Source organism: Ruegeria sp. BC5 (assembly GCF_056539205.1).
The window spans coordinates 121,164-139,972 of sequence record NZ_JBQFUN010000006.1; the positions used below are offsets into that span (position 1 = coordinate 121,164).

Here is an 18,809-nt window from a genome sequence, read left to right on the forward strand (position 1 = left end):
GCGTGATAAGGAATCGTACTTGAACGGAACAACCGGAAGCTTACACCTCATGGCTTTTGAGACGATCATCGTCGAAATCGAAGACCACGTCGCCCTTATCAAGCTCGACAGACCCGATGCGCTGAATGCGCTAAATTCGCAGCTGGCGCAGGAACTGTGCATCGCATTGGAAGACGCGGATACCAACGACAAGGTGCGCTGCATCGTCATTACCGGTTCGGACAAGGCGTTCGCGGCCGGCGCGGACATCAAGGAAATGTCCGAGATGAGCTTTGTTGATGTCTACAGTTCAAATCTGTTTGGTGCTCTGAATGACCGTGTTTGCGCGATCCGCAAGCCGATCATTGCAGCCGTTGCTGGCTATGCGCTGGGCGGTGGGTGCGAATTGGCCATGCTGTGCGATTTCATCATTGCTGCGGATACCGCCAAGTTCGGGCAACCCGAAATCAACCTGGGCGTCATTGCAGGACTGGGTGGTTCGCAGCGCCTGACGCGTTTCGTTGGGAAGTCCAAATCGATGGACATGAACCTGACCGGTCGCTTCATGGATGCCGAAGAGGCCGAGCGTTCGGGTCTTGTCAGCCGGGTCGTACCGGCCAAGAAACTGATGGAAGAGACGATGGGCGCCGCCCAGAAGATCGCTGAGAAATCGCAGCTGAGTGCAATGGCGGCGAAAGAAGCTGTGAACCGCAGCTATGAGTTGCCTCTCAGCGAAGGGATGCTGTTTGAACGTCGCGTGTTCCACTCGATGTTTGCGACAGAAGACCAGAAAGAAGGCATGGCGGCCTTCCTGGAAAAACGCGCGGCTCAGTTCCGCGACAAGTAAAGCGCGTAAGCGACCGAAACAGGCGGGCTTGGCCCGCCTTTTTTCATGACTGCCATGCGGCGCAAAAGAATCGGCTTGGCAAATCCTGCAAACTTGGGTAACTAGCGCCGCTATACATGCGCGTGCGGCCCGCTTGGCCCGACTCACACTCGTGATTCTGAACCGGTGCGGATAGTCCGTGACGCGCAACCATTGATAACCGTACCGAATGAAGGTCAGAAACACATGGCAAACTCGCCTCAGGCTAAAAAGCGCGCTCGTCAGAACGAAAAGCGTTTTGCTATCAACAAAGCGCGTCGCTCGCGCATCCGTACTTATCTGCGCAAGGTTGAAGAAGCGATTGCTTCTGGTGACAAGGACGCAGCAACCGCAGCTCTGCGTGCCGCTCAGCCCGAACTGATGCGTGGCGTCACAAAAGGCGTCTTTCACAAGAACACCGCTTCGCGGAAAATGTCGCGACTGTCGGCACGCGTGAAAGCACTGGGCTAATCGCTCAGGTTGACCTTGCGTCAACAAAACAAGGTTGAATTGTTCTCAAAGGCGTCACAATGCGTGGCGCCTTTTTGTTGCTGTTGCCGGAAAGTCGCGCCTTCACAAAACCGAGAGATTCTTTCTGCAAAAGACCCGAGTCAATATCAGAGTTTCGTTGCCGTACGCCTTGGCCTCTTGCTACCACTGTTACAGCGATTCACTCGCTTGGGGGGACAGGCTGTTTCGGCGATCTGACTGACGGGCATCAGGACGGTCACGAAACGAATGTTGGCAATCGGTCACGGCTGATTTGCTGATCTGCTAAAGGTCTTGGGGTAACCGAAGATCTGAGCCCTGTCTAAAAATTTGATTGCGAAGCGCAACCCGGTTACGGGGCGCCCGGATTATGGGTGCCTGATTGCTGGGCTGTGCAAACTTTCGGGACAGTCCCGCCAAACCCATGTGGTTTGGCGATGGGTATCCTATTGCGGTGAATGCTTAAGAACCGGGCAACCGGGCCAGATCAATAAGGCCGACAGGCCAATAAAGAATGGGATGCGTGAGGCGCTTGATGACACAAGAGAAATGGGGACAACTGCGTAACAAACTGCTCAAGGCGATCGGCAAGAACAACTATACCACCTGGATCGAGCCTCTTGAATTCCAAGAGCTGCAGGATGGCGTGGCCACGTTCTCGGTTCCGACCAACTTCATGGGCAATTATGTTAGTCAAAACTTTGCGGACTTGATTCTGTACGAGATGAACACCGCAGGGGAATCGGTTCAGCGCCTGGCGTTTCGCGTTGCAGCCAATTCGCCGGTGCGTCCGTCGGGTGATGTAGAATCTGCGCCGTCTGTTGTTCAGGACGCGACTCAGCCGCAGTCCCTGTCACAGCGGGCCGAACCCGCGAATGATGCGCTCGAATCCCTTCAGGCAGCACCACTGGACGCCCGTTTCACCTTTGACAGTTTTGTGGTGGGCAAACCCAACGAGCTGGCCCATGCCGCCGCGCGCCGTGTTTCTGAGGGCGGCCCCGTCACGTTCAACCCGTTGGTTCTGTATGGCGGCGTTGGTTTGGGTAAAACTCACCTGATGCACGCCATCGCGTGGGAGCTGAAAACCAAACGCCCCGAACTGAACGTGCTGTACCTGTCGGCGGAACAGTTCATGTACCGCTTTGTGCAGGCGCTGCGCGAACGTCGGATGATGGACTTCAAACATCTGTTCCGTTCCGTCGATGTGCTGATGGTGGATGATGTGCAGTTCATCGCCGGCAAGGATTCAACTCAAGAAGAGTTCTTTCACACGTTCAACGCGCTGGTTGATCAGAACAAGCAGATCATCATTTCGGCTGACCGCGCGCCGGGCGAGATCAAGGATCTAGAAGATCGCGTGAAGTCGCGCCTGCAATGCGGTCTGGTCGTCGACCTGCACCCCACCGATTACGAACTGCGCCTGGGCATCTTGCAGAACAAGGTGCAGCAATACAGCAGCACCTATCCCGATCTGACCATCGCCGATGGCGTGCTGGAGTTTCTGGCCCACCGTATCTCGACCAACGTGCGCGTGCTGGAGGGTGCCCTGACCCGTCTGTTCGCTTTCGCCTCGCTGGTGGGACGCGAGATCGACATGGAGCTGACGCAGGACTGTCTGGCTGACGTGTTGCGCGCGTCCGAGCGCAAGATTACTGTTGAAGAGATTCAGCGCAAAGTGTCGGACTATTACAACATCCGTCTGTCCGACATCATCGGCCCCAAGCGCCTGCGGTCTTATGCCCGTCCGCGACAGGTGGCGATGTATCTGTGCAAGCAGTTGACCAGCCGATCCCTGCCCGAGATCGGGCGTCGCTTTGGTGGTCGCGATCACACCACCGTCATGCACGGCGTCAAACGCATTGAAGAATTGAAAGTCACCGACGGCCAGATCGCCGAAGATGTGGAAATGCTGCGCCGGTCGCTGGAAGCCTAAGGGTCATCCTATCATTCAAGAAACGCCCCGGACCCTCACGCCCGGGGCGTTTTCTTGTGCGCTTAAATCCACGGTTGAATAGGAACTGTGCCCGACCGGCCACGCGCCCCTTGACCCTTTGGCCGTTCCGACCCAGAAAACCATAAAAAATCCTTGTGCCTCAGGGTGGAACCGCTAACGTGCCAGTCCCGCCTGTTTTCGGCACGCAAGTCAGAGGAATTGAGGGTATGAAGATCAGCATCGAACGCGGCACCCTTCTTAAGGCCGTTTCGCAGGCCCAATCTGTTGTAGAGCGCCGGAACACTATTCCCATCCTTGCCAACGTGCTGATCGAGGCCGAAGGCGATCAGGCCCTGTTTCGCGCCACCGATCTGGATATCGAAGTGGTCGACAAAGCCCCGGCGCAGGTTGAAAAGGCGGGTGCCACAACCGTTGCGGCGACAACCCTGCATGAGATTGTGCGCAAGTTGCCCGACGGGGCGCTGGTGACACTGACTGCTGACAGCGCGGCGGGTCGTCTGACGGTCGAAGCGGGCCGGTCGAACTTTTCACTGGCGACGCTGCCGAAAGAGGATTTCCCGGTGATGGCGTCCTCGGAATATCAGTCGAACTTTACCGCTTCGGCAGCACTGTTGCGACGGCTGTTCGACAAATCGAAATTCGCCATCTCGACCGAAGAGACCCGGTACTACCTGAATGGTGTCTACATGCATGTGGCTGACGGGTCCGAAGGCGGCAAGGTGCTGCGCTGTGTGGCCACCGATGGCCACCGTCTGGCTCGCATTGATGCAGATTTGCCGGATGGTGCCGCAGACATGCCGGGCGTGATCGTGCCGCGCAAAACCGTGGGTGAGCTGCGCAAGCTGCTGGACGATGATGAGATGGATATCGCCGTCTCGGTCAGCGAAACCAAGGTGCGTTTCGCAACGCCCGATATCACACTGACCTCAAAAGTGATCGACGGCACCTTCCCCGACTACACCCGCGTGATTCCGCAGGGCAATACGCGTCAGCTGGAAGTGGACGCTGCTGAATTCGCGCAGGCCGTGGATCGGGTTGCTACCGTTTCGTCGGAACGCTCACGCGCTGTGAAACTGCAACTGGATGCGGACAAGCTGGTTCTGTCGGTCAACGCCCCCGATAGTGGTGCCGCCGAAGAAGAATTGGCCGTGGCCTACGGCGACGAACGGCTCGAGATCGGCTTCAACGCCAAATACCTGCTTGAGATCGCCAGCCAGGTGGATCGTGAAAACGCCGTGTTCCTGTTCAACTCAGCCGGTGATCCGACCCTGATGCGGGAAGGCAATGATCTAAGCGCAGTCTATGTTGTCATGCCGATGCGCGTCTGATCGACCCCGCGGGGTGTTTTTTAACGAAAGGGATGGGTCATGAGTTTGGCCCTGACCGAACTTACGGTCTCGCATTTCCGGTCCCACAAGCTAGTGCGGTTGTCCTTGGATGGGCGGCCTGTGGCGATACATGGACCGAACGGGGCGGGCAAAACCAACATTCTTGAGGCAGTGTCGCTGTTTTCCCCCGGTCGCGGTATGCGCCGGGCCAGCGCGGCCGAGATGACCCGGCGACCTGAGGCGCTGGGCTGGAAGCTGTCCGGCCTGTTGCAAGCACAGGGCCGGAATTACGAGATCGAGACCTGGTCCGAAAGTGGCGCGGCGCGGCAGGTTCGGATCGATGGCAAAGCGTCCAATCAGATAGATCTGGGTAAACTGGCGCGGGTGGTTTGGCTGATCCCCTCGATGGACCGGCTGTGGATCGAAGGGGCTGAGGGGCGGCGCCGCTTTCTGGATCGGATTGCGCTGAGTTTCGACCCCGCCCATGCCGAGGCCTCGCTGACCTATGAAAAATCCATGCGTGAACGCAACCGCCTGCTGAAAGAGCAGGTGCGCGATGCCCATTGGTATGCAGCGCTCGAAGGGCAGATGGCCGAGACCGGCCATAGAATACACTCCGCGCGGCTGGCCGCGTTGGAACATCTGCGAAGGGCGCAGGAACAGGCGGAAACGGCGTTTCCGTCCGCTGATCTGGAATTGGTGCAAACCGAAGGCGCGATGCCCGAGGCAGCTGAGGATTTGCGCGAGGCCTTGAATGAAAGCCGTTTCCGCGATTTGGCTGCAGGGCGCACATTGGTCGGGCCGCATCGGTCGGACCTGTATGGTGTGTTTGCCGCCAAAGGTGTGCCAGCCAAAGATTGCTCGACCGGAGAGCAAAAGGCGCTGTTGGTGTCGCTGATCCTGTCAAACGCGCGGGCGCTGGCCGGGATGGTTGGCGCGCCTCCGATCGTGTTGCTGGATGAGGTGGCCGCCCATCTGGATGCGGGGCGACGGGCGGCGCTGTATAATGAGATTTGCGCGCTGGGCGCTCAGGCCTGGATGACGGGCACCGGGCCTGAGCTGTTTGCGGAACTGGGCGACCGGGCCCAGACGTTGATCGTGAGTGATGGCCTTGAGGGCTCGGTCGTTTCCGCTTAGGCGGGTTCGCTGACTTTGCGTTCCCACAGGAAGCCGCGCATGACCTCGTCAACCGGCGTTTGTGCCATGTGGTTGACGTAGTTCGACATGGTTTTCTGCGCCAGACCCAGCACCACGTCCAATACAGCGCGGTGCGAGTAGCCTGCATCAAAGAACGCCTGCAGCTGTTCCTCGGACGGGTTGCCCCGGGTTTCCATCATTTGCAGGGTGAACGTGCGCAGCGCCTCAAGCTTGGCATTGGGCAGCGGGGTTTCGTTGCGCAGGGCCTCGGTGATCTCGTCCGAGACCTTCATCATCTTGGCAATGCCGGTATGCGCTGGCACGCAGTAATGGCATTCGTTTTCCACGTTGATGGTCTGCCAGACGACGGTTTTTTCGTCATTGTCGAAATCTGTCTGCACGAACAGATGGTGCAGCACCTGATAGCCTTCCAAATGCTGGGGGCTTTCGGCCATCACTTTGTGCAAACCGGGCAGGCGGCCAAACGCGGCCTGAGATTTTTCCAGCAATGGTTTGGAACCTTCAGGGGCGGATTCGAGGTCGTGTGAAGGGAAGTTGGCCATTTGGGAATTCCTTTTTTCTGGCGGCTGAGTCCGAAATAGCCTTTCTTGAGCGGTCGCTCAAGTATATATTTGAGCAACCGTTCAAGAATTGGTGAATATGATGCCCCGCAAACCTGCCTATGACCGAGATACCCTGATCGCTCAGGCCCGAGATATATTCTGGCGTCACGGTTGGGCCGGAACATCGTTGAAGGACCTAGAGCGTGAGTTGAAGTTGAAGCCAGGCAGCTTTTATGCGGCGTTTGGTTCGAAAGATGCGCTTTATGCGCTGGCAATGGAACGCTATGCGCAGGATGGCGTCGCCAATATGATGGCCTTGGCGCAGGATCTGGGCCCCTTAGAGGCGCTCAAGGCCCAGCCGCGACTGGTGGTCGAGGCGTCTGTGTTGCCTACCAAGGCTTGCATGTTGTCCAAAACCTATGCCGAATTGCAGGCGCGCGGCCATGAATTGGCAGGCCAGGCCCGCACCCACATGATCGCAATGAAGACCTGTTTTGCAGACCTGTTTCAACGCGCGCAAAAGGCCGGTGAGATCGGTTCGGAACATGACCCGGAGCGTCTTGCCGCGCGGTATCAATCCGACCTTCTGGGCCTGCGATTGTCGGCCGAGCGGGATGATGTGAACGCAGCGGAAATTGCCGCAGATATCGCGGCCGACCTTGATCGGCTTTGATCCGCAAATCAAGGTCATCCAAACCACAAAATCTTGGGGGAGCGCGTGACATTCCCCACCAGAAAACGTATAAGTTACCAAAATAATATAGGTACTGACTGAATGTCCGACGACGCACAGGCACCCCAGGAATACGGTGCTGATTCCATTAAAGTTCTCAAAGGCTTAGAGGCGGTTCGCAAACGTCCGGGCATGTATATCGGCGACACGGACGATGGCTCGGGTTTGCACCACATGGTCTATGAGGTTGTCGACAATGGTATTGACGAGGCGCTGGCCGGTCATGCCGACCATGTGACAGTGAAAATCCACGCCGATTCCAGCGTTTCGGTCAGCGACAACGGGCGTGGTATTCCGGTGGATATTCACCCCGAAGAAGGTGTCTCGGCGGCTGAGGTCATCATGACGCAGCTGCACGCGGGCGGTAAGTTCGACAGCAACTCGTACAAGGTGTCGGGCGGTCTGCACGGTGTGGGCGTTTCGGTTGTGAATGCCCTGTCCAATTGGCTGGAACTGCGTGTCTGGCGAAATGGCAAAGAGCATGTCGCCCGGTTCGAAGGCGGCGAAACGGTCGAGCACCTGAAAGTAGTCGAGGAGTGTGGCGACCGCACCGGAACCGAGGTGCGGTTCCTGGCCTCGACCGACACGTTCTCGAATCTGGAATACTCGTTTGAAACGCTGGAAAAACGCCTGCGCGAGCTGGCCTTCCTGAACTCGGGCGTGCGTATCATCCTGATCGACGAGCGCCCGGCGGAACGGTTGGAAACCGAGCTGTTCTATGAGGGTGGCGTTAAGGAGTTCGTCAAGTATCTGGACCGCTCGAAATCGGCGGCGATGCCAGAGCCCATTTATATCAAAGGCGAACGCGACGATATCGGCGTGGAAATCGCTATGTGGTGGAATGACAGCTATCACGAGACGGTCCTGCCCTTTACCAACAACATTCCACAGCGCGATGGCGGCACTCATGTTGCCGGTTTCCGGGGCGCGTTGACCCGCACGATCAACAACTATGCGCAATCCAGCGGGATCGCGAAAAAGGAAAAGGTCAGCTTTACCGGCGATGACGCGCGCGAAGGTCTGACCTGTGTGTTGTCCGTCAAAGTGCCCGATCCGAAGTTCTCGTCCCAGACCAAGGACAAGCTGGTGTCGTCCGAGGTGCGCCCAGCGGTTGAAGGTCTGATGAACGAAAAGCTGGCAGAGTGGTTCGAAGAGAACCCGAACGAGGCCAAGACCATTGTCGGCAAAATCATCGAGGCTGCTCTGGCGCGTGAGGCCGCGCGCAAGGCACGCGAACTGACCCGCCGCAAAACGGCGATGGACGTGAATTACCTAGCCGGCAAGCTGAAGGACTGCTCCGAGAAGGACCCATCAAAGACCGAAGTTTTCCTGGTCGAGGGGGACTCGGCTGGCGGATCAGCTCAAACGGGTCGGGATCGTCTGACCCAAGCGGTGTTGCCGTTGCGAGGGAAAATCCTGAACGTGGAACGGGCGCGGTTTGACCGGATGCTGTCTTCGCAGGAGATTGGCAACCTTGTCATGGCGCTGGGCACCGGTATTGGCCGCGATGAGTTCAACATCGAAAAGCTGCGCTACCACAAGATCGTCATCATGACCGATGCGGATGTTGACGGCGCGCATATCCGGACGCTGCTGCTGACCTTCTTCTATCGGCAGATGCCGGAACTGATCGAAGGCGGATACCTCTATATCGCGCAGCCGCCGCTTTATAAAGTTTCACGCGGTAAATCAGAGGTTTACCTGAAAGACCAGGCCGCTTTGGATGATTACCTGATCAATCAGGGCGTTGAAGGGGCTGTGCTGAAACTGGGCTCGGGTGAAGAGATCATCGGTCAGGACCTGACTCGCGTCGTGGACGAGGCGCGTCAATTGAAACGCGTATTGGACGCATTCCCGACCCATTATCCGCGCCACATTCTGGAACAGGCCGCCGTTGCCGGTGCCTTTGTGCCGGGTGCTGTGGATGCTGACCTGCAGGGTGTGGCCGACAAAGTTGCCGCCCGTTTGGACCTGATTGCGCTGGAATACGAACGCGGCTGGCAAGGTCGGATCACGCAGGATCACGGCATCCGTCTGGCCCGTATCCTGCGCGGTGTTGAAGAGGTCCGCACGCTGGACGGCCCCATGCTGCGCTCGGGCGAGGCCCGCAAAACCGGCAGCTTTACCCAAAGCCTGCAAGAGATCTACAACACCCCCGCCACCCTCATCCGTCGCGACCGCAGCCAGATGATCCACGGCCCGCTGGACTTGTTGCGCGCCATTCTGGAAGAGGGTGAAAAGGGTCTATCGCTGCAACGCTACAAAGGGTTGGGAGAGATGAACCCCGACCAGCTATGGGAAACCACGCTGGACCCGGACGCACGGACTCTGCTTCAAGTGCGGGTGGACGATATGGTCGAGGCAGATGACCTGTTCACCAAGCTGATGGGCGACGTGGTGGAACCGCGCCGTGAATTCATCCAACAAAACGCGCTGAGCGTCGAGAATCTGGATTTCTAAGTCTCTGTAGGTTTGCGCATAACACTTCGCGCACCCTATAAGTTTGCATAGTTTGCCCATAGTTTTGCGCTCCGCGCTTGTCCGCCTTAGCGGTGAATTCAATCAGTTTTGACGTAGTCGTTGCGTTTCTGGCGCTTTGCGGGGCTCAACCCCGCAAAGGGTCTCCCTAATGCTGCGCGTTCAACGAAGGTCAGCTTGATGAGGCAAAGCGCCAAAACGTTTGCCAGACGAAATTTGAACATAGGCGCGAAGCCATCCTCATGCTAATTTTAGAGAGGATTTGTAGGGCGGGAAGCTGTTGGATCGCCAGCACACAAAAGAGATTGACCGTGTCTTAAGCGGGTTCGATACAGGGAGAGACCGGCTTGTCGCGGACAGCTGGCAGCGCTGTGTTGAAACCTATGGTATGGATCCCTCACGGCAGGAACCCGCGCATATCCTGCCTGACACCAAATTCCGTGAACATCTGGAGCAATCCGAACGTCTGATCGCAACAGCGCGCTCGGGGCTGCAATCGTTGTTTGCGCAGGTTGCAGGGCAGAACTACGTCCTGCTGCTTGCGGATGCAGATGGCGTCTGCGTCGATTTCTTTGGCGACCGGAACTTTGAGGACGAACTCAGAACTGCCGGTCTTCATCTGGGGTTCAAGTGGACGGAAGAGTTGGCAGGAACGAACGGGGTAGGGTCGTGCATCGTTACAGGTCAGCCGGTGACGATCCATCAGGGGGATCATTTTTCGATCACGCATACGCCGCTGTCTTGTACCGCAGCGCCTATTTTCGATACCAAAGGTGGTCTTGCGGCTGTTCTGGATGTTTCGTTGTTGCGTGGCCCTTCGCCTAAGGCGTCGCAGAATCTGGCCATGACATTGGTGACGAATTCCGCCCGTCGCGTCGAGATGGCAAACCTGATGGCATCGACCCGGCGCGATTGGGTCCTGCGCTTTTCAGCAAGCCCCGAATTTCTTGAGGTCGATCCTGAAGCGGCGGTTGCAGTGGACGGAAGCGGCAAGATCATTGGTATGACCTCGGGGGCCCGACGCGCACTGGACCCGGACGGTTCGGGCCACCTGATTGGGTCGCAATTGCAGGACTGGCTTGAAATCAGTGTTGATGACATGCCGGAGTTCATGCGCGGCAGACCGTCCGAAGACCGCGTTCTACACCTCAAGGACGGGCGCGCGCTCTATGGTCATGCCGTTGCGCCACAGACGCCGCAGATGACTTCAGCGCTGCGCAAACGCGAACAGGTTCTGCCTGGAGCCCTTGGCAGTTTTGCGGGGCCGGATGCGGACCTTCAGCAGCTTTTGAACAATGCTGCACGTCTTGCACCAACCAGCCTGCCGCTTTTGCTGACCGGTGAAAGCGGCACGGGCAAGACCAAACTGGCGCGTGCGATCCACATGGCCGATCCTGCAACACAGGATTTCCACACAGTGATCTGCTGCGATACCGAGACATTCGATTTCTGCCAAACCATCGACCCCGGCACGCTGTTCCTGCGCGGTGTTGAAGACCTGAGCGAGCCTGCACAGGCCTCTCTATTAGCAGTGCTTGAGCGGCGGGCTGATCTGAGGATCATTGCCTCATGTCGGCAGCCCCCGGCGGGATTGCAGGGCGGTCTGCGTGAAGATCTGCTGCACCGGATTGCGGGGGCCACGTTGTCTCTGCCGCCTTTGCGCCACCGAGCGGATCTGGATTGGCTAATTGATCGCCTGCTTCGACGGTTTGCAAGCCATGATATTCGCCTGTCGACCGCTGCCCGCGCCGACCTGAAATCACGGTTGTGGCGCGGCAATATTCGTGAACTGGAACATCTGCTGCACAGCGCGGTCGCCCTGTGTCGGGACAACATCATCGACTTGACGGATTTGCCCGCCCCGGCGCTCGCCCCTGCGCAAAAGCTGGACTCAGATGATTTGGAAGCACTGCTGCGTGCTTGCGATTGGAACATGTCTCAAGTGGCGCGACGCCTTGGCGTGAACCGGTCGACAATCCTGCGCCGTGTGCGAAAGGCCGGGCTTATTCCACCTGCATAAACCACATGCCTTCGTGTTGCGCCCTTGTTGCGCGCGCAACAAGTCTTGGTGTTTTTGGCCTAGGTCAAGCGTTGAGCCGCCAAATCGACTTGCCCGAAGGGACGCGGATTTGCCAGCCTTTTGCTCCGTGGAGATAGGGAGGATGACATGCTCGACACAACACTCTCGGATCAGGTGCAGGGGTTCCTGGATGACTTCGGCGCGGCTTTGTTCCAAGGCGATATCGATGCTGCCTGCGATATGTTCCAGGACGATTGCTATTGGCGCGATCTGGTCAGCTTTACCTGGAATATTAAAACGGTCGAAGGCAAGGCGCAGGTGGCAGATATGCTCGCGCATCAGTTGGCCACAACCAAGCCGAGCGGTTGGAAAATAGCCGAAGGTGAAGTGCCCACTGAAGACGGCGGAATAACCACCGCATGGATCGAGTTCGAAACCGAAGTGGCACGCGGCTATGGGTTAATCCGCCTCAAGGATGGCAAGATATGGACCTTGCTGACCACGATGGTCGAGCTGAAAGGTCATGAAGAGCCCAAAGGGTTCAACCGCCCACTTGGGGCCAAGCATGGTGCGGGTAAACACAGGACCACATGGGCGGAGGAACGGGCCCAAGAAGAGGCTGAACTGGGCTACAAAACACAGCCCTACTGCGTCATCATCGGCGGTGGTCAGGGTGGGATCGCCATGGGTGCGCGGCTGCGACAGCTCGGCGTCCCGACGATCATCGTTGAACGGAATGACCGACCTGGCGACAGTTGGCGCAATCGCTACAAATCCCTCTGCCTGCATGATCCGGTCTGGTATGACCATCTGCCTTATATCAAGTTCCCGGAAAACTGGCCCGTGTTCTCGCCCAAGGACAAGATCGGCGACTGGCTTGAGATGTACACCAAAGTGATGGAGCTGAATTATTGGACGCGCACGACGGCCAAATCCGCCACCTTCGATGAAGACAAGGGCGAATGGACCATCACGGTGGACCGGGATGGCGAAGAGGTGGTGTTGCGGCCCAAGCAGCTGATCATGGCGACGGGTATGTCCGGCAAGAAACGCATGCCTGATTTTCCGGGTATGGATGTTTTCAAGGGTGAGCAGGCACATTCCTCGGAACACGACGGGCCGGCCAGATGGGCAGGCAAGAAGGTTGTCGTGGTGGGGTCCAACAACTCGGCCCATGACATCTGCGCCGCGCTTTGGGAAAACGATGCCGATGTGACAATGGTGCAGCGGTCCTCAACCCATATTGTCCGCTCGGACACCCTCATGGAAATCGGACTGGGCGATCTTTATTCTGAACGTGCGGTGCGGTCTGGCATGACGACCGAAAAGGCCGATCTGATCTTTGCATCACTGCCTTATCGCATACTGCATGAATTCCAGATTCCGGCCTATGCCGCGATGAAAGAGCAGGACAAAGAGTTTTATGACGGTCTGGAAAAGGCCGGGTTCTGGCTGGATTGGGGCGATGACGAAAGCGGGCTGTTCATGAAATACCTGCGCCGCGGATCAGGCTATTACATCGATATTGGGGCCAGCCAGTTGATCATTGATGGTGAGATCAAGCTGAAACGCGGTCAGGTCACTGCGCTTGATGAAACCGGAGTCATCCTTGATGACAGAACGCATCTGGATGCCGATCTGGTGGTCTATGCGACCGGGTATAATTCGATGAACGGCTGGGTTGCTGACCTGATGGGTCAGGATATGGCGGATCGGCTTGGGAAATGTTGGGGTCTGGGCTCTGACACAACCAAGGACCCGGGGCCTTGGGAAGGCGAGCAACGCAATATGTGGAAGCCGACACAGCTTCCAAACCTCTGGATGCATGGTGGAAACCTGCATCAGTCCCGACATTATTCACAGTTCCTGTCGCTGCAAATAAAGGCCCGGATGGAGGGTGTCCCAACGCCGGTCTACGGCATGCAAGAAGTGCATCACCTCAGTTAAAGCATGTGCCGCGACCGAGAAGCAGACTTTGCAAATTCGTACGGATGGCCCAAAAAGTTCTATGATTTGGTAAGTCATTTACGCCGCGTTTCTGAGATATTTCTCCCAAGTGCTCCATCCACGGGCTGCGTTCTGCTTTTAGGCAACACAATATGTCTGTTTGCAAGATCGCGCGTTGGATGAAGGCTTTTGAAACCTTGTTTCAATTGCCTGGAGAGTCGATTGTGTCCAACATTCAGGCGACCAAAGGATTGAATGCAATGCTCTGCAAGATTGGTGATGTTGAGGTTTGGCGAATTCTTGAAATTCATGCCCCGTTCATGAAGCCAGAAGAGTTGTTTCCAACCGCCGGACCAGATGTCAAAGCTGCTATTGAAAGCCTTGCTCCAGGCAGCATCGACCACAACTCGGGACGACTAATTTTACCCATACAAGGTTTCCTTCTGAAAACGCCTTCACATAACATTTTGGTGGATAGCTGTGTCGGCAATGATAAGACCAATCTAAATCACCAAGCTTGGCTCCAACGATCAGACGACCGGTTTATAGCAGCATTGAAAGCGGCTGACCTCGGCACCGACGAAATTGACTACGTGCTGTGCACCCATCTTCACGTAGACCATATCGGTTGGAATACGCAGCTAAAAGATGGTCGTTGGGTGCCTACGTTTCCAAACGCACGCTACCTTTTGCCCAAAGACGATGAAGAAACTCAGCGTTTGCAGAACAGTATTACCTACGTCGAAAGCGTCTTACCTGTAGTGGAAGCTGGTCAGGTGGAACTGGTGGAGGCAGGGCACAAGTTGGGCGACCATGTGACTTTGTTTCCAACACCAGGACATACGCCGGGCCATGTTTCTGTACTCGTGAAGAGCAGGGGCGATGAGGCGTTGATTACTGGCGATGCGCTTCATACGACCGCGCAATGTAAACATCCCGACTGGCATTTCAAATTCGATTCTAACGCCGAATTGGCTGTGAAGTCGCGTAGATTGCTGCTTGAGCATTGCTCGGAAACCAGTTGCTTGGTCTTGGGCTCTCACTTCGCGTTGCCCTCAATAGGGCATGTGAAAGCCGATAACGACAGTTTTCGTTGGGACGAATGAGATTTAGCGTCCCGTAGTCGATGATGCCAGAAAGCAGAGATATTCATTAACGAGCCCTGAGCGAACAATGTCCCTGCCGGTTGGAGTGAGGAGCCGCATCAACTATCGTCGAACGTATGTCAAACAAGGGGCAACAGTTGCAACGAAGGTTGGCGGCAATTCTAGCCGCGGATGTCGTTGGGTATTCGGCGCTTATGCACAAAGACGAGCAAGCCACAATTCTAATGCTTGATCACCTGGAAAGCGACATCGTCACCCCAACGATAGCAGGCCAATCAGGTCGTGTCGTAAAGAGCATGGGCGATGGTTGGCTAGTGCAATTTGACAGCGCGGCGCAAGCTGTAACCGCAGCAATGCAGCTACAAGAACAGTTGGCTGAACACTCGTTAATGAACATGCGGATTGGTGTTCATGTGGGCGACATCACTGAAAAAGGTGACGACATCTTAGGTGACGGTGTAAACATTGCGGCACGGCTTGAGAGCATTGCGCCAACCGGTGGCATCGCAATTTCTGAACCCGTACATTTGAACCTTGAACACACTCTGGCAGACGCTTTCAAAGCAGTTGGGAAAAAGAAGCTCAAGAACATCCAGCGCAGCCTGGATGTGTGGATTCACGATGGACCGCAACTTGGCGCATCGCAAAGCTCGCATTCTTTCACAGAGACGAGCTTGCCAAAGCTATCCATTCATCCTGTCACGTGCAGCGACCAACGAACCGAATTAAAGGAAACGGCCGCAGCTCTTACTTCAGATTTCGGTTCTTATTTTCGAACGATCAACTGGTTAAACGCGGCAATAACATCCACGGAAGCATCCGAGGGATATGCACTTCGCAGCGTGCTGCGTGGACACGGCGACCGATTGCGTCTGGAAGCCCGCTTAAATGACTCTTCTGGTCCTGAAATCTGGACTCAGAAGTTCGACGGTTCAGTCGATGCTATCTTTGATTGGCAGGACGAAGTTGTAGAAAAGCTGTTGGATGCGGTTAGCGGAATCTTGATCCAGTCGCTGACCGCAAAGCTCTCCGCTTTGCCTGAAGACGAACTGACTGCCGAACAGTGCGTCTTGATGGGCATGATCACATGGTCGGAGGCCAGCATCGACAGCTATGAAGAGACGTTGTCGTACCACGCCAGGGCCATCGAAGCCAAACCAACCCTAGCTGCCGCCTATGCCGAAGCTATTTGGACAATGAATGGCGCGAGAACCTATGATCTTCGACGCGAACTGTCATCTTATTACGAGAAACTACCACACTGGATTGAGGCCGGTCGACACATGGCAGGTCAAAGCCCAACGCTTGATCTGAGTGTTGCCGTGGCGGATTATAATGTGGACGGGGATGCTGATCGACTTTCCGTGGCGCTTGAGCAAATCAGGCAACGAGCGCCATTAGATGCCCGCCTGCATTTGTTTATGGGTTGGGGATACAACTGGGCCGGGTTTCCTAAAATGGCATTAAGCTGTTTTCAGACGGCGCTTCGGTTGGGCCGATATGGAGCCGTTTTCGTAGGTGCTTCTGGAGGTGCTGCCACCTCTTGCGTTATGCTTGGTCGAGACCGCGATGCCATCGGCTACGCTGAGGCAGGTTTGCGCTTCTCAAAAAACTATGCCGCACTTCACAGCACGAGGGCTGCTGCACACGCAATGCTTGGGGAACCTGAAGAAGCGTCTGCTGCTTTGGCGCAAATGCTGCAAATGGAACCTGGTGAGACGATTTCGAAGTGGCGTAGCAACGTGGACTATGGTTGCTCTGAAGGCGCTGAACGCTACTTTGAGGCACTTCGCCGGGCAGGGTTGCCAGAATAGCGGTGCCGGAACCAAGTTGCCCTGGCAAAACCGGCAGCTTGATCGCGCATATTAGTGCCTGCAAAGCTCGAATTTGAAGGGCCGCTTTGGGCTGGGATGCCAACAAACTGACTGGTACATCGAATTCACAAATTGTGGCACCGATCTAGCAGTCAAGGTTTCCCTTAAACCGGTGGCGGCGCATTGGGGAAACAGGTCCAACGCGCCTCATTCGCTTTGGATAACTGGTCTCAGGTCTGCGACGGCACCGGGTCTTGGGTTCGGATGCAATCCCAAAGAAAATAGCGTCGAGCGAACCGGGTAGCTGACTAATGCGACGTGACATAGCTGGTTCCTTTTTTGTTTATGCGCCGAGCTTGGCTGGTCTGAAGGAACTGGGCCACAGACGCGATCCGCCTGAACCCGTAAGTCATCCGTAAGTCACTTGGGCAATCACCTATTGTCAGGCATATTGATAAGCAGCGGCACGACTATTTCGGAGACAACATGACCGCCCCTTCGTCCATCTTCGCGGACAAACTTCGAAGCCATCGAGCTCGCAACGGTAAGGATGGTCGAATGTCACAGGAACAATTGGCTGCTTTGCTGGGATTAAGTGTAGATGCGGTTAGCAAATATGAGCGTTCGCTGTCTTACATCCGAGGTGATCTGGGGCACCTTTTGATAGAAAAGCTCGGATGGACGCGGGATGAAGTTGTGGCTTGCCGTGAGGATTGGGAAAGCCGTTCAATTGGAAAGCAGGCCTCCTACCGGGTTCTTCGCGAACACGAAGTGGCGTTGGAATACGGATCTATCGAGTTTGCCGATGCCGCCGTTCAGGCCTTGGAGTTGGCAAGCGCTCATGAGTTTCCCGACGGGTTCTCCGCCTGCGATCCCATCTGGGCGGAGATTCTAAAGGATGGGGCGATGTCTGGCGTTTATGTCATGATTGGAGATGAATTAGCCGCTCATATCTCGCTCATTTTCCTGGATGAAGATTTGGAAGCTAGGTTCCGCGAGCGCCGAATGGTTGAAGCTGAATTCAGTCTGGGAGCCCTCCGACGCCCGGTTCTTCCTGGCGATTATTTTGGCTATTGCGCCGGTGTCTACATCGCGCAAAGGCATCAAAAATCTGCGCTTCATCTGCTAAATGGGTTTGTAAAAGTACTGGAAGATCTCGTGGAAAGGGAAGTTTATTTAAAAGACCTAGCTGCCATCGCTGCAAGTCCAATAGGGCATCAACTCTGCAAGGATCTGAATTTCCAATTCATCGGGCCACACTTTAACGCCGCAGGCCTCGAATTCTGGTGTCTCGCCGGGGAAAGCATACCCAATTCTCTCTTTGCTCGACGCAGCCCAGTGCTCAAGAAAGCTTATGCCGACCGTTTCAAAAAAACTTAAATTCGGTCTGGCAATTGGTCATATGCAAATGACGTCCAGCCCAAAGGTTCAATTGTGGGCGATACATAGAACTGTATTTTGGGCAGCGCTACGTCGGTGAAGTTAAGAGTCGAATGTCCGGTTCGAGCTGACAGCTATCTTAGTCGATACTGTGCCTGATCCGAATTTTCGATTTACGTATCAAAGCGCTAGGGTCAGGACCCATTGATTTCCGCTTGGCTGCGTGATTCACGGTTCGAAAATCGAGCGGTGACCATGTCTGATCTTTTCTGGCTGACGGATGCGCAGATGGCGCGTCTTGAGCCTTTCTTCCCCAAGTCCCACGGCAAACCACGCGTTGATGATCGACGTGTGTTGAGCGGCATTATCTTCATTAATCGTAATGGGTTGAGATGGCGCGATGCCCCTTCGGCGTATGGCCCACACAAGACACTCTATAACCGTTGGAAGCGGTGGAGCGACAAAGGCATCTTCGCCCGGATGATGGCCGGTCTGGCTACCAAACACGGTGAAGAGAAGACCGTGATGATCGATGCCACCTACCTGAAGGCCCACCGTACCGCGACCAGTTTGGGCGTCAAAAAAGGGGGCGTGGACGCCTGATCGGTCGCACCAAAGGCGGCATGAACACCAAGTTGCATGCCATCTGCGACAGCCGGGGACGTCCGCTCAACCTGTTCATCACCGCCGGTCAGGTCAGCGATTACGTTGGTGCGCGGGCACTGCTGAGCGGCCTGCCGGATGTCGATTGGCTGCTCGGGGATCGTGGCTATGATGCCGATTGGTTCCGGGAAGCGTTGAAAGACAAAGGGATGCGCGCCTGCATCCCTGGCCGGAAGCAGCGGAAGAAACCGGTTAAGTACGACAAGCGTCGTTACAAACGGCGCAACCGGATCGAGATCATGTTCGGCAGGTTGAAGGATTGGCGGCGTGTGGCAACCCGCTACGACAGGTGCCCGAAGGTCTTCCTGTCAGCAATCGCCCTCGCAGCACTCGTTATCTATTGGCTATGAGTC

At 56.0% G+C, this 18,809-nt stretch carries 14 protein-coding genes; 13 read left to right on the forward strand and 1 reads right to left on the reverse strand.

The annotated features are described in order from the left end of the window. Positions 1–49: 49 nt before the first annotated feature. The 5 genes from ACR0LY_RS14795 to recF all read left to right on the forward strand — a co-directional run bounded on the left by ACR0LY_RS14795 (position 50) and on the right by recF (position 5,752). Positions 50–826, forward strand: a complete 777-nt coding sequence (locus ACR0LY_RS14795; RefSeq protein WP_170351927.1) for an enoyl-CoA hydratase — start codon at positions 50–52, stop codon at positions 824–826. 225 nt (positions 827–1,051) lie between these two features. Beyond that, positions 1,052–1,315, forward strand: coding sequence for a 30S ribosomal protein S20 (gene rpsT, locus ACR0LY_RS14800; RefSeq protein ID WP_170351928.1), 264 nt, complete (start codon positions 1,052–1,054; stop codon positions 1,313–1,315). Between the two features lie 553 nt (positions 1,316–1,868). Next, positions 1,869–3,266 carry a chromosomal replication initiator protein DnaA gene (gene dnaA / locus ACR0LY_RS14805; protein WP_170351929.1) on the forward strand — a complete coding sequence of 466 codons (1,398 nt, stop codon included), beginning with the start codon at positions 1,869–1,871 and terminating at the stop codon, positions 3,264–3,266. 227 nt (positions 3,267–3,493) lie between these two features. Continuing rightward, positions 3,494–4,615, forward strand: a complete 1,122-nt coding sequence (gene dnaN / locus ACR0LY_RS14810; RefSeq protein ID WP_170351930.1) for a DNA polymerase III subunit beta — start codon at positions 3,494–3,496, stop codon at positions 4,613–4,615. 39 nt (positions 4,616–4,654) lie between these two features. Further along, positions 4,655–5,752 (forward strand): DNA replication/repair protein RecF, encoded by a 1,098-nt coding sequence (recF, locus tag ACR0LY_RS14815; protein ID WP_170351931.1) that lies wholly within the window; start codon positions 4,655–4,657, stop codon positions 5,750–5,752. Here the strand turns inward: recF and ACR0LY_RS14820 are convergent. After that, positions 5,749–6,315, reverse strand: coding sequence for a carboxymuconolactone decarboxylase family protein (locus ACR0LY_RS14820; protein ID WP_170351932.1), 567 nt, complete (start codon positions 6,313–6,315; stop codon positions 5,749–5,751). The genes recF and ACR0LY_RS14820 overlap by 4 nt on opposite strands. A gap of 100 nt (positions 6,316–6,415) precedes the next feature. Between ACR0LY_RS14820 and ACR0LY_RS14825 the strand changes: the two genes are divergently transcribed. The 8 genes from ACR0LY_RS14825 to ACR0LY_RS14860 all read left to right on the forward strand — a co-directional run bounded on the left by ACR0LY_RS14825 (position 6,416) and on the right by ACR0LY_RS14860 (position 18,806). Next, positions 6,416–6,988 (forward strand): TetR/AcrR family transcriptional regulator, encoded by a 573-nt coding sequence (locus ACR0LY_RS14825; protein WP_170351933.1) that lies wholly within the window; start codon positions 6,416–6,418, stop codon positions 6,986–6,988. A gap of 102 nt (positions 6,989–7,090) precedes the next feature. Then, a complete protein-coding gene (gene gyrB, locus ACR0LY_RS14830; protein WP_170351934.1) occupies positions 7,091–9,508 on the forward strand; it encodes a DNA topoisomerase (ATP-hydrolyzing) subunit B in 2,418 nt (805 codons plus the stop codon). 406 nt (positions 9,509–9,914) lie between these two features. Then, complete coding sequence (locus ACR0LY_RS14835; protein ID WP_480641070.1) at positions 9,915–11,546, forward strand: sigma-54-dependent Fis family transcriptional regulator; 1,632 nt, start codon at positions 9,915–9,917, stop codon at positions 11,544–11,546. Positions 11,547–11,693: 147 nt separating this feature from the next. After that, the gene (locus tag ACR0LY_RS14840; RefSeq protein ID WP_170351935.1) at positions 11,694–13,493 is read left to right on the forward strand and encodes an NAD(P)/FAD-dependent oxidoreductase; all 1,800 of its coding nucleotides are present in this window, start codon (positions 11,694–11,696) and stop codon (positions 13,491–13,493) included. Positions 13,494–13,672: 179 nt separating this feature from the next. Further along, positions 13,673–14,599, forward strand: coding sequence for an MBL fold metallo-hydrolase (locus ACR0LY_RS14845; protein ID WP_254440282.1), 927 nt, complete (start codon positions 13,673–13,675; stop codon positions 14,597–14,599). A 116-nt stretch (positions 14,600–14,715) separates the two neighbouring features. After that, positions 14,716–16,413, forward strand: coding sequence for an adenylate/guanylate cyclase domain-containing protein (locus ACR0LY_RS14850; protein ID WP_480567511.1), 1,698 nt, complete (start codon positions 14,716–14,718; stop codon positions 16,411–16,413). A gap of 558 nt (positions 16,414–16,971) precedes the next feature. Further along, on the forward strand, positions 16,972–17,793 hold the full coding sequence (locus ACR0LY_RS14855) for a hypothetical protein (protein WP_170351937.1): 822 nt from the start codon (positions 16,972–16,974) through the stop codon (positions 17,791–17,793). Between the two features lie 255 nt (positions 17,794–18,048). Beyond that, positions 18,049–18,806 (forward strand): IS5 family transposase gene (locus tag ACR0LY_RS14860; RefSeq protein ID WP_170352120.1). Its coding sequence is split into 2 segments (ribosomal slippage): positions 18,049–18,385 and positions 18,385–18,806, totalling 759 coding nucleotides; the frame shifts between segments, so codons are not numbered across the junction. The last annotated feature ends 3 nt before the right edge of the window (positions 18,807–18,809 follow it).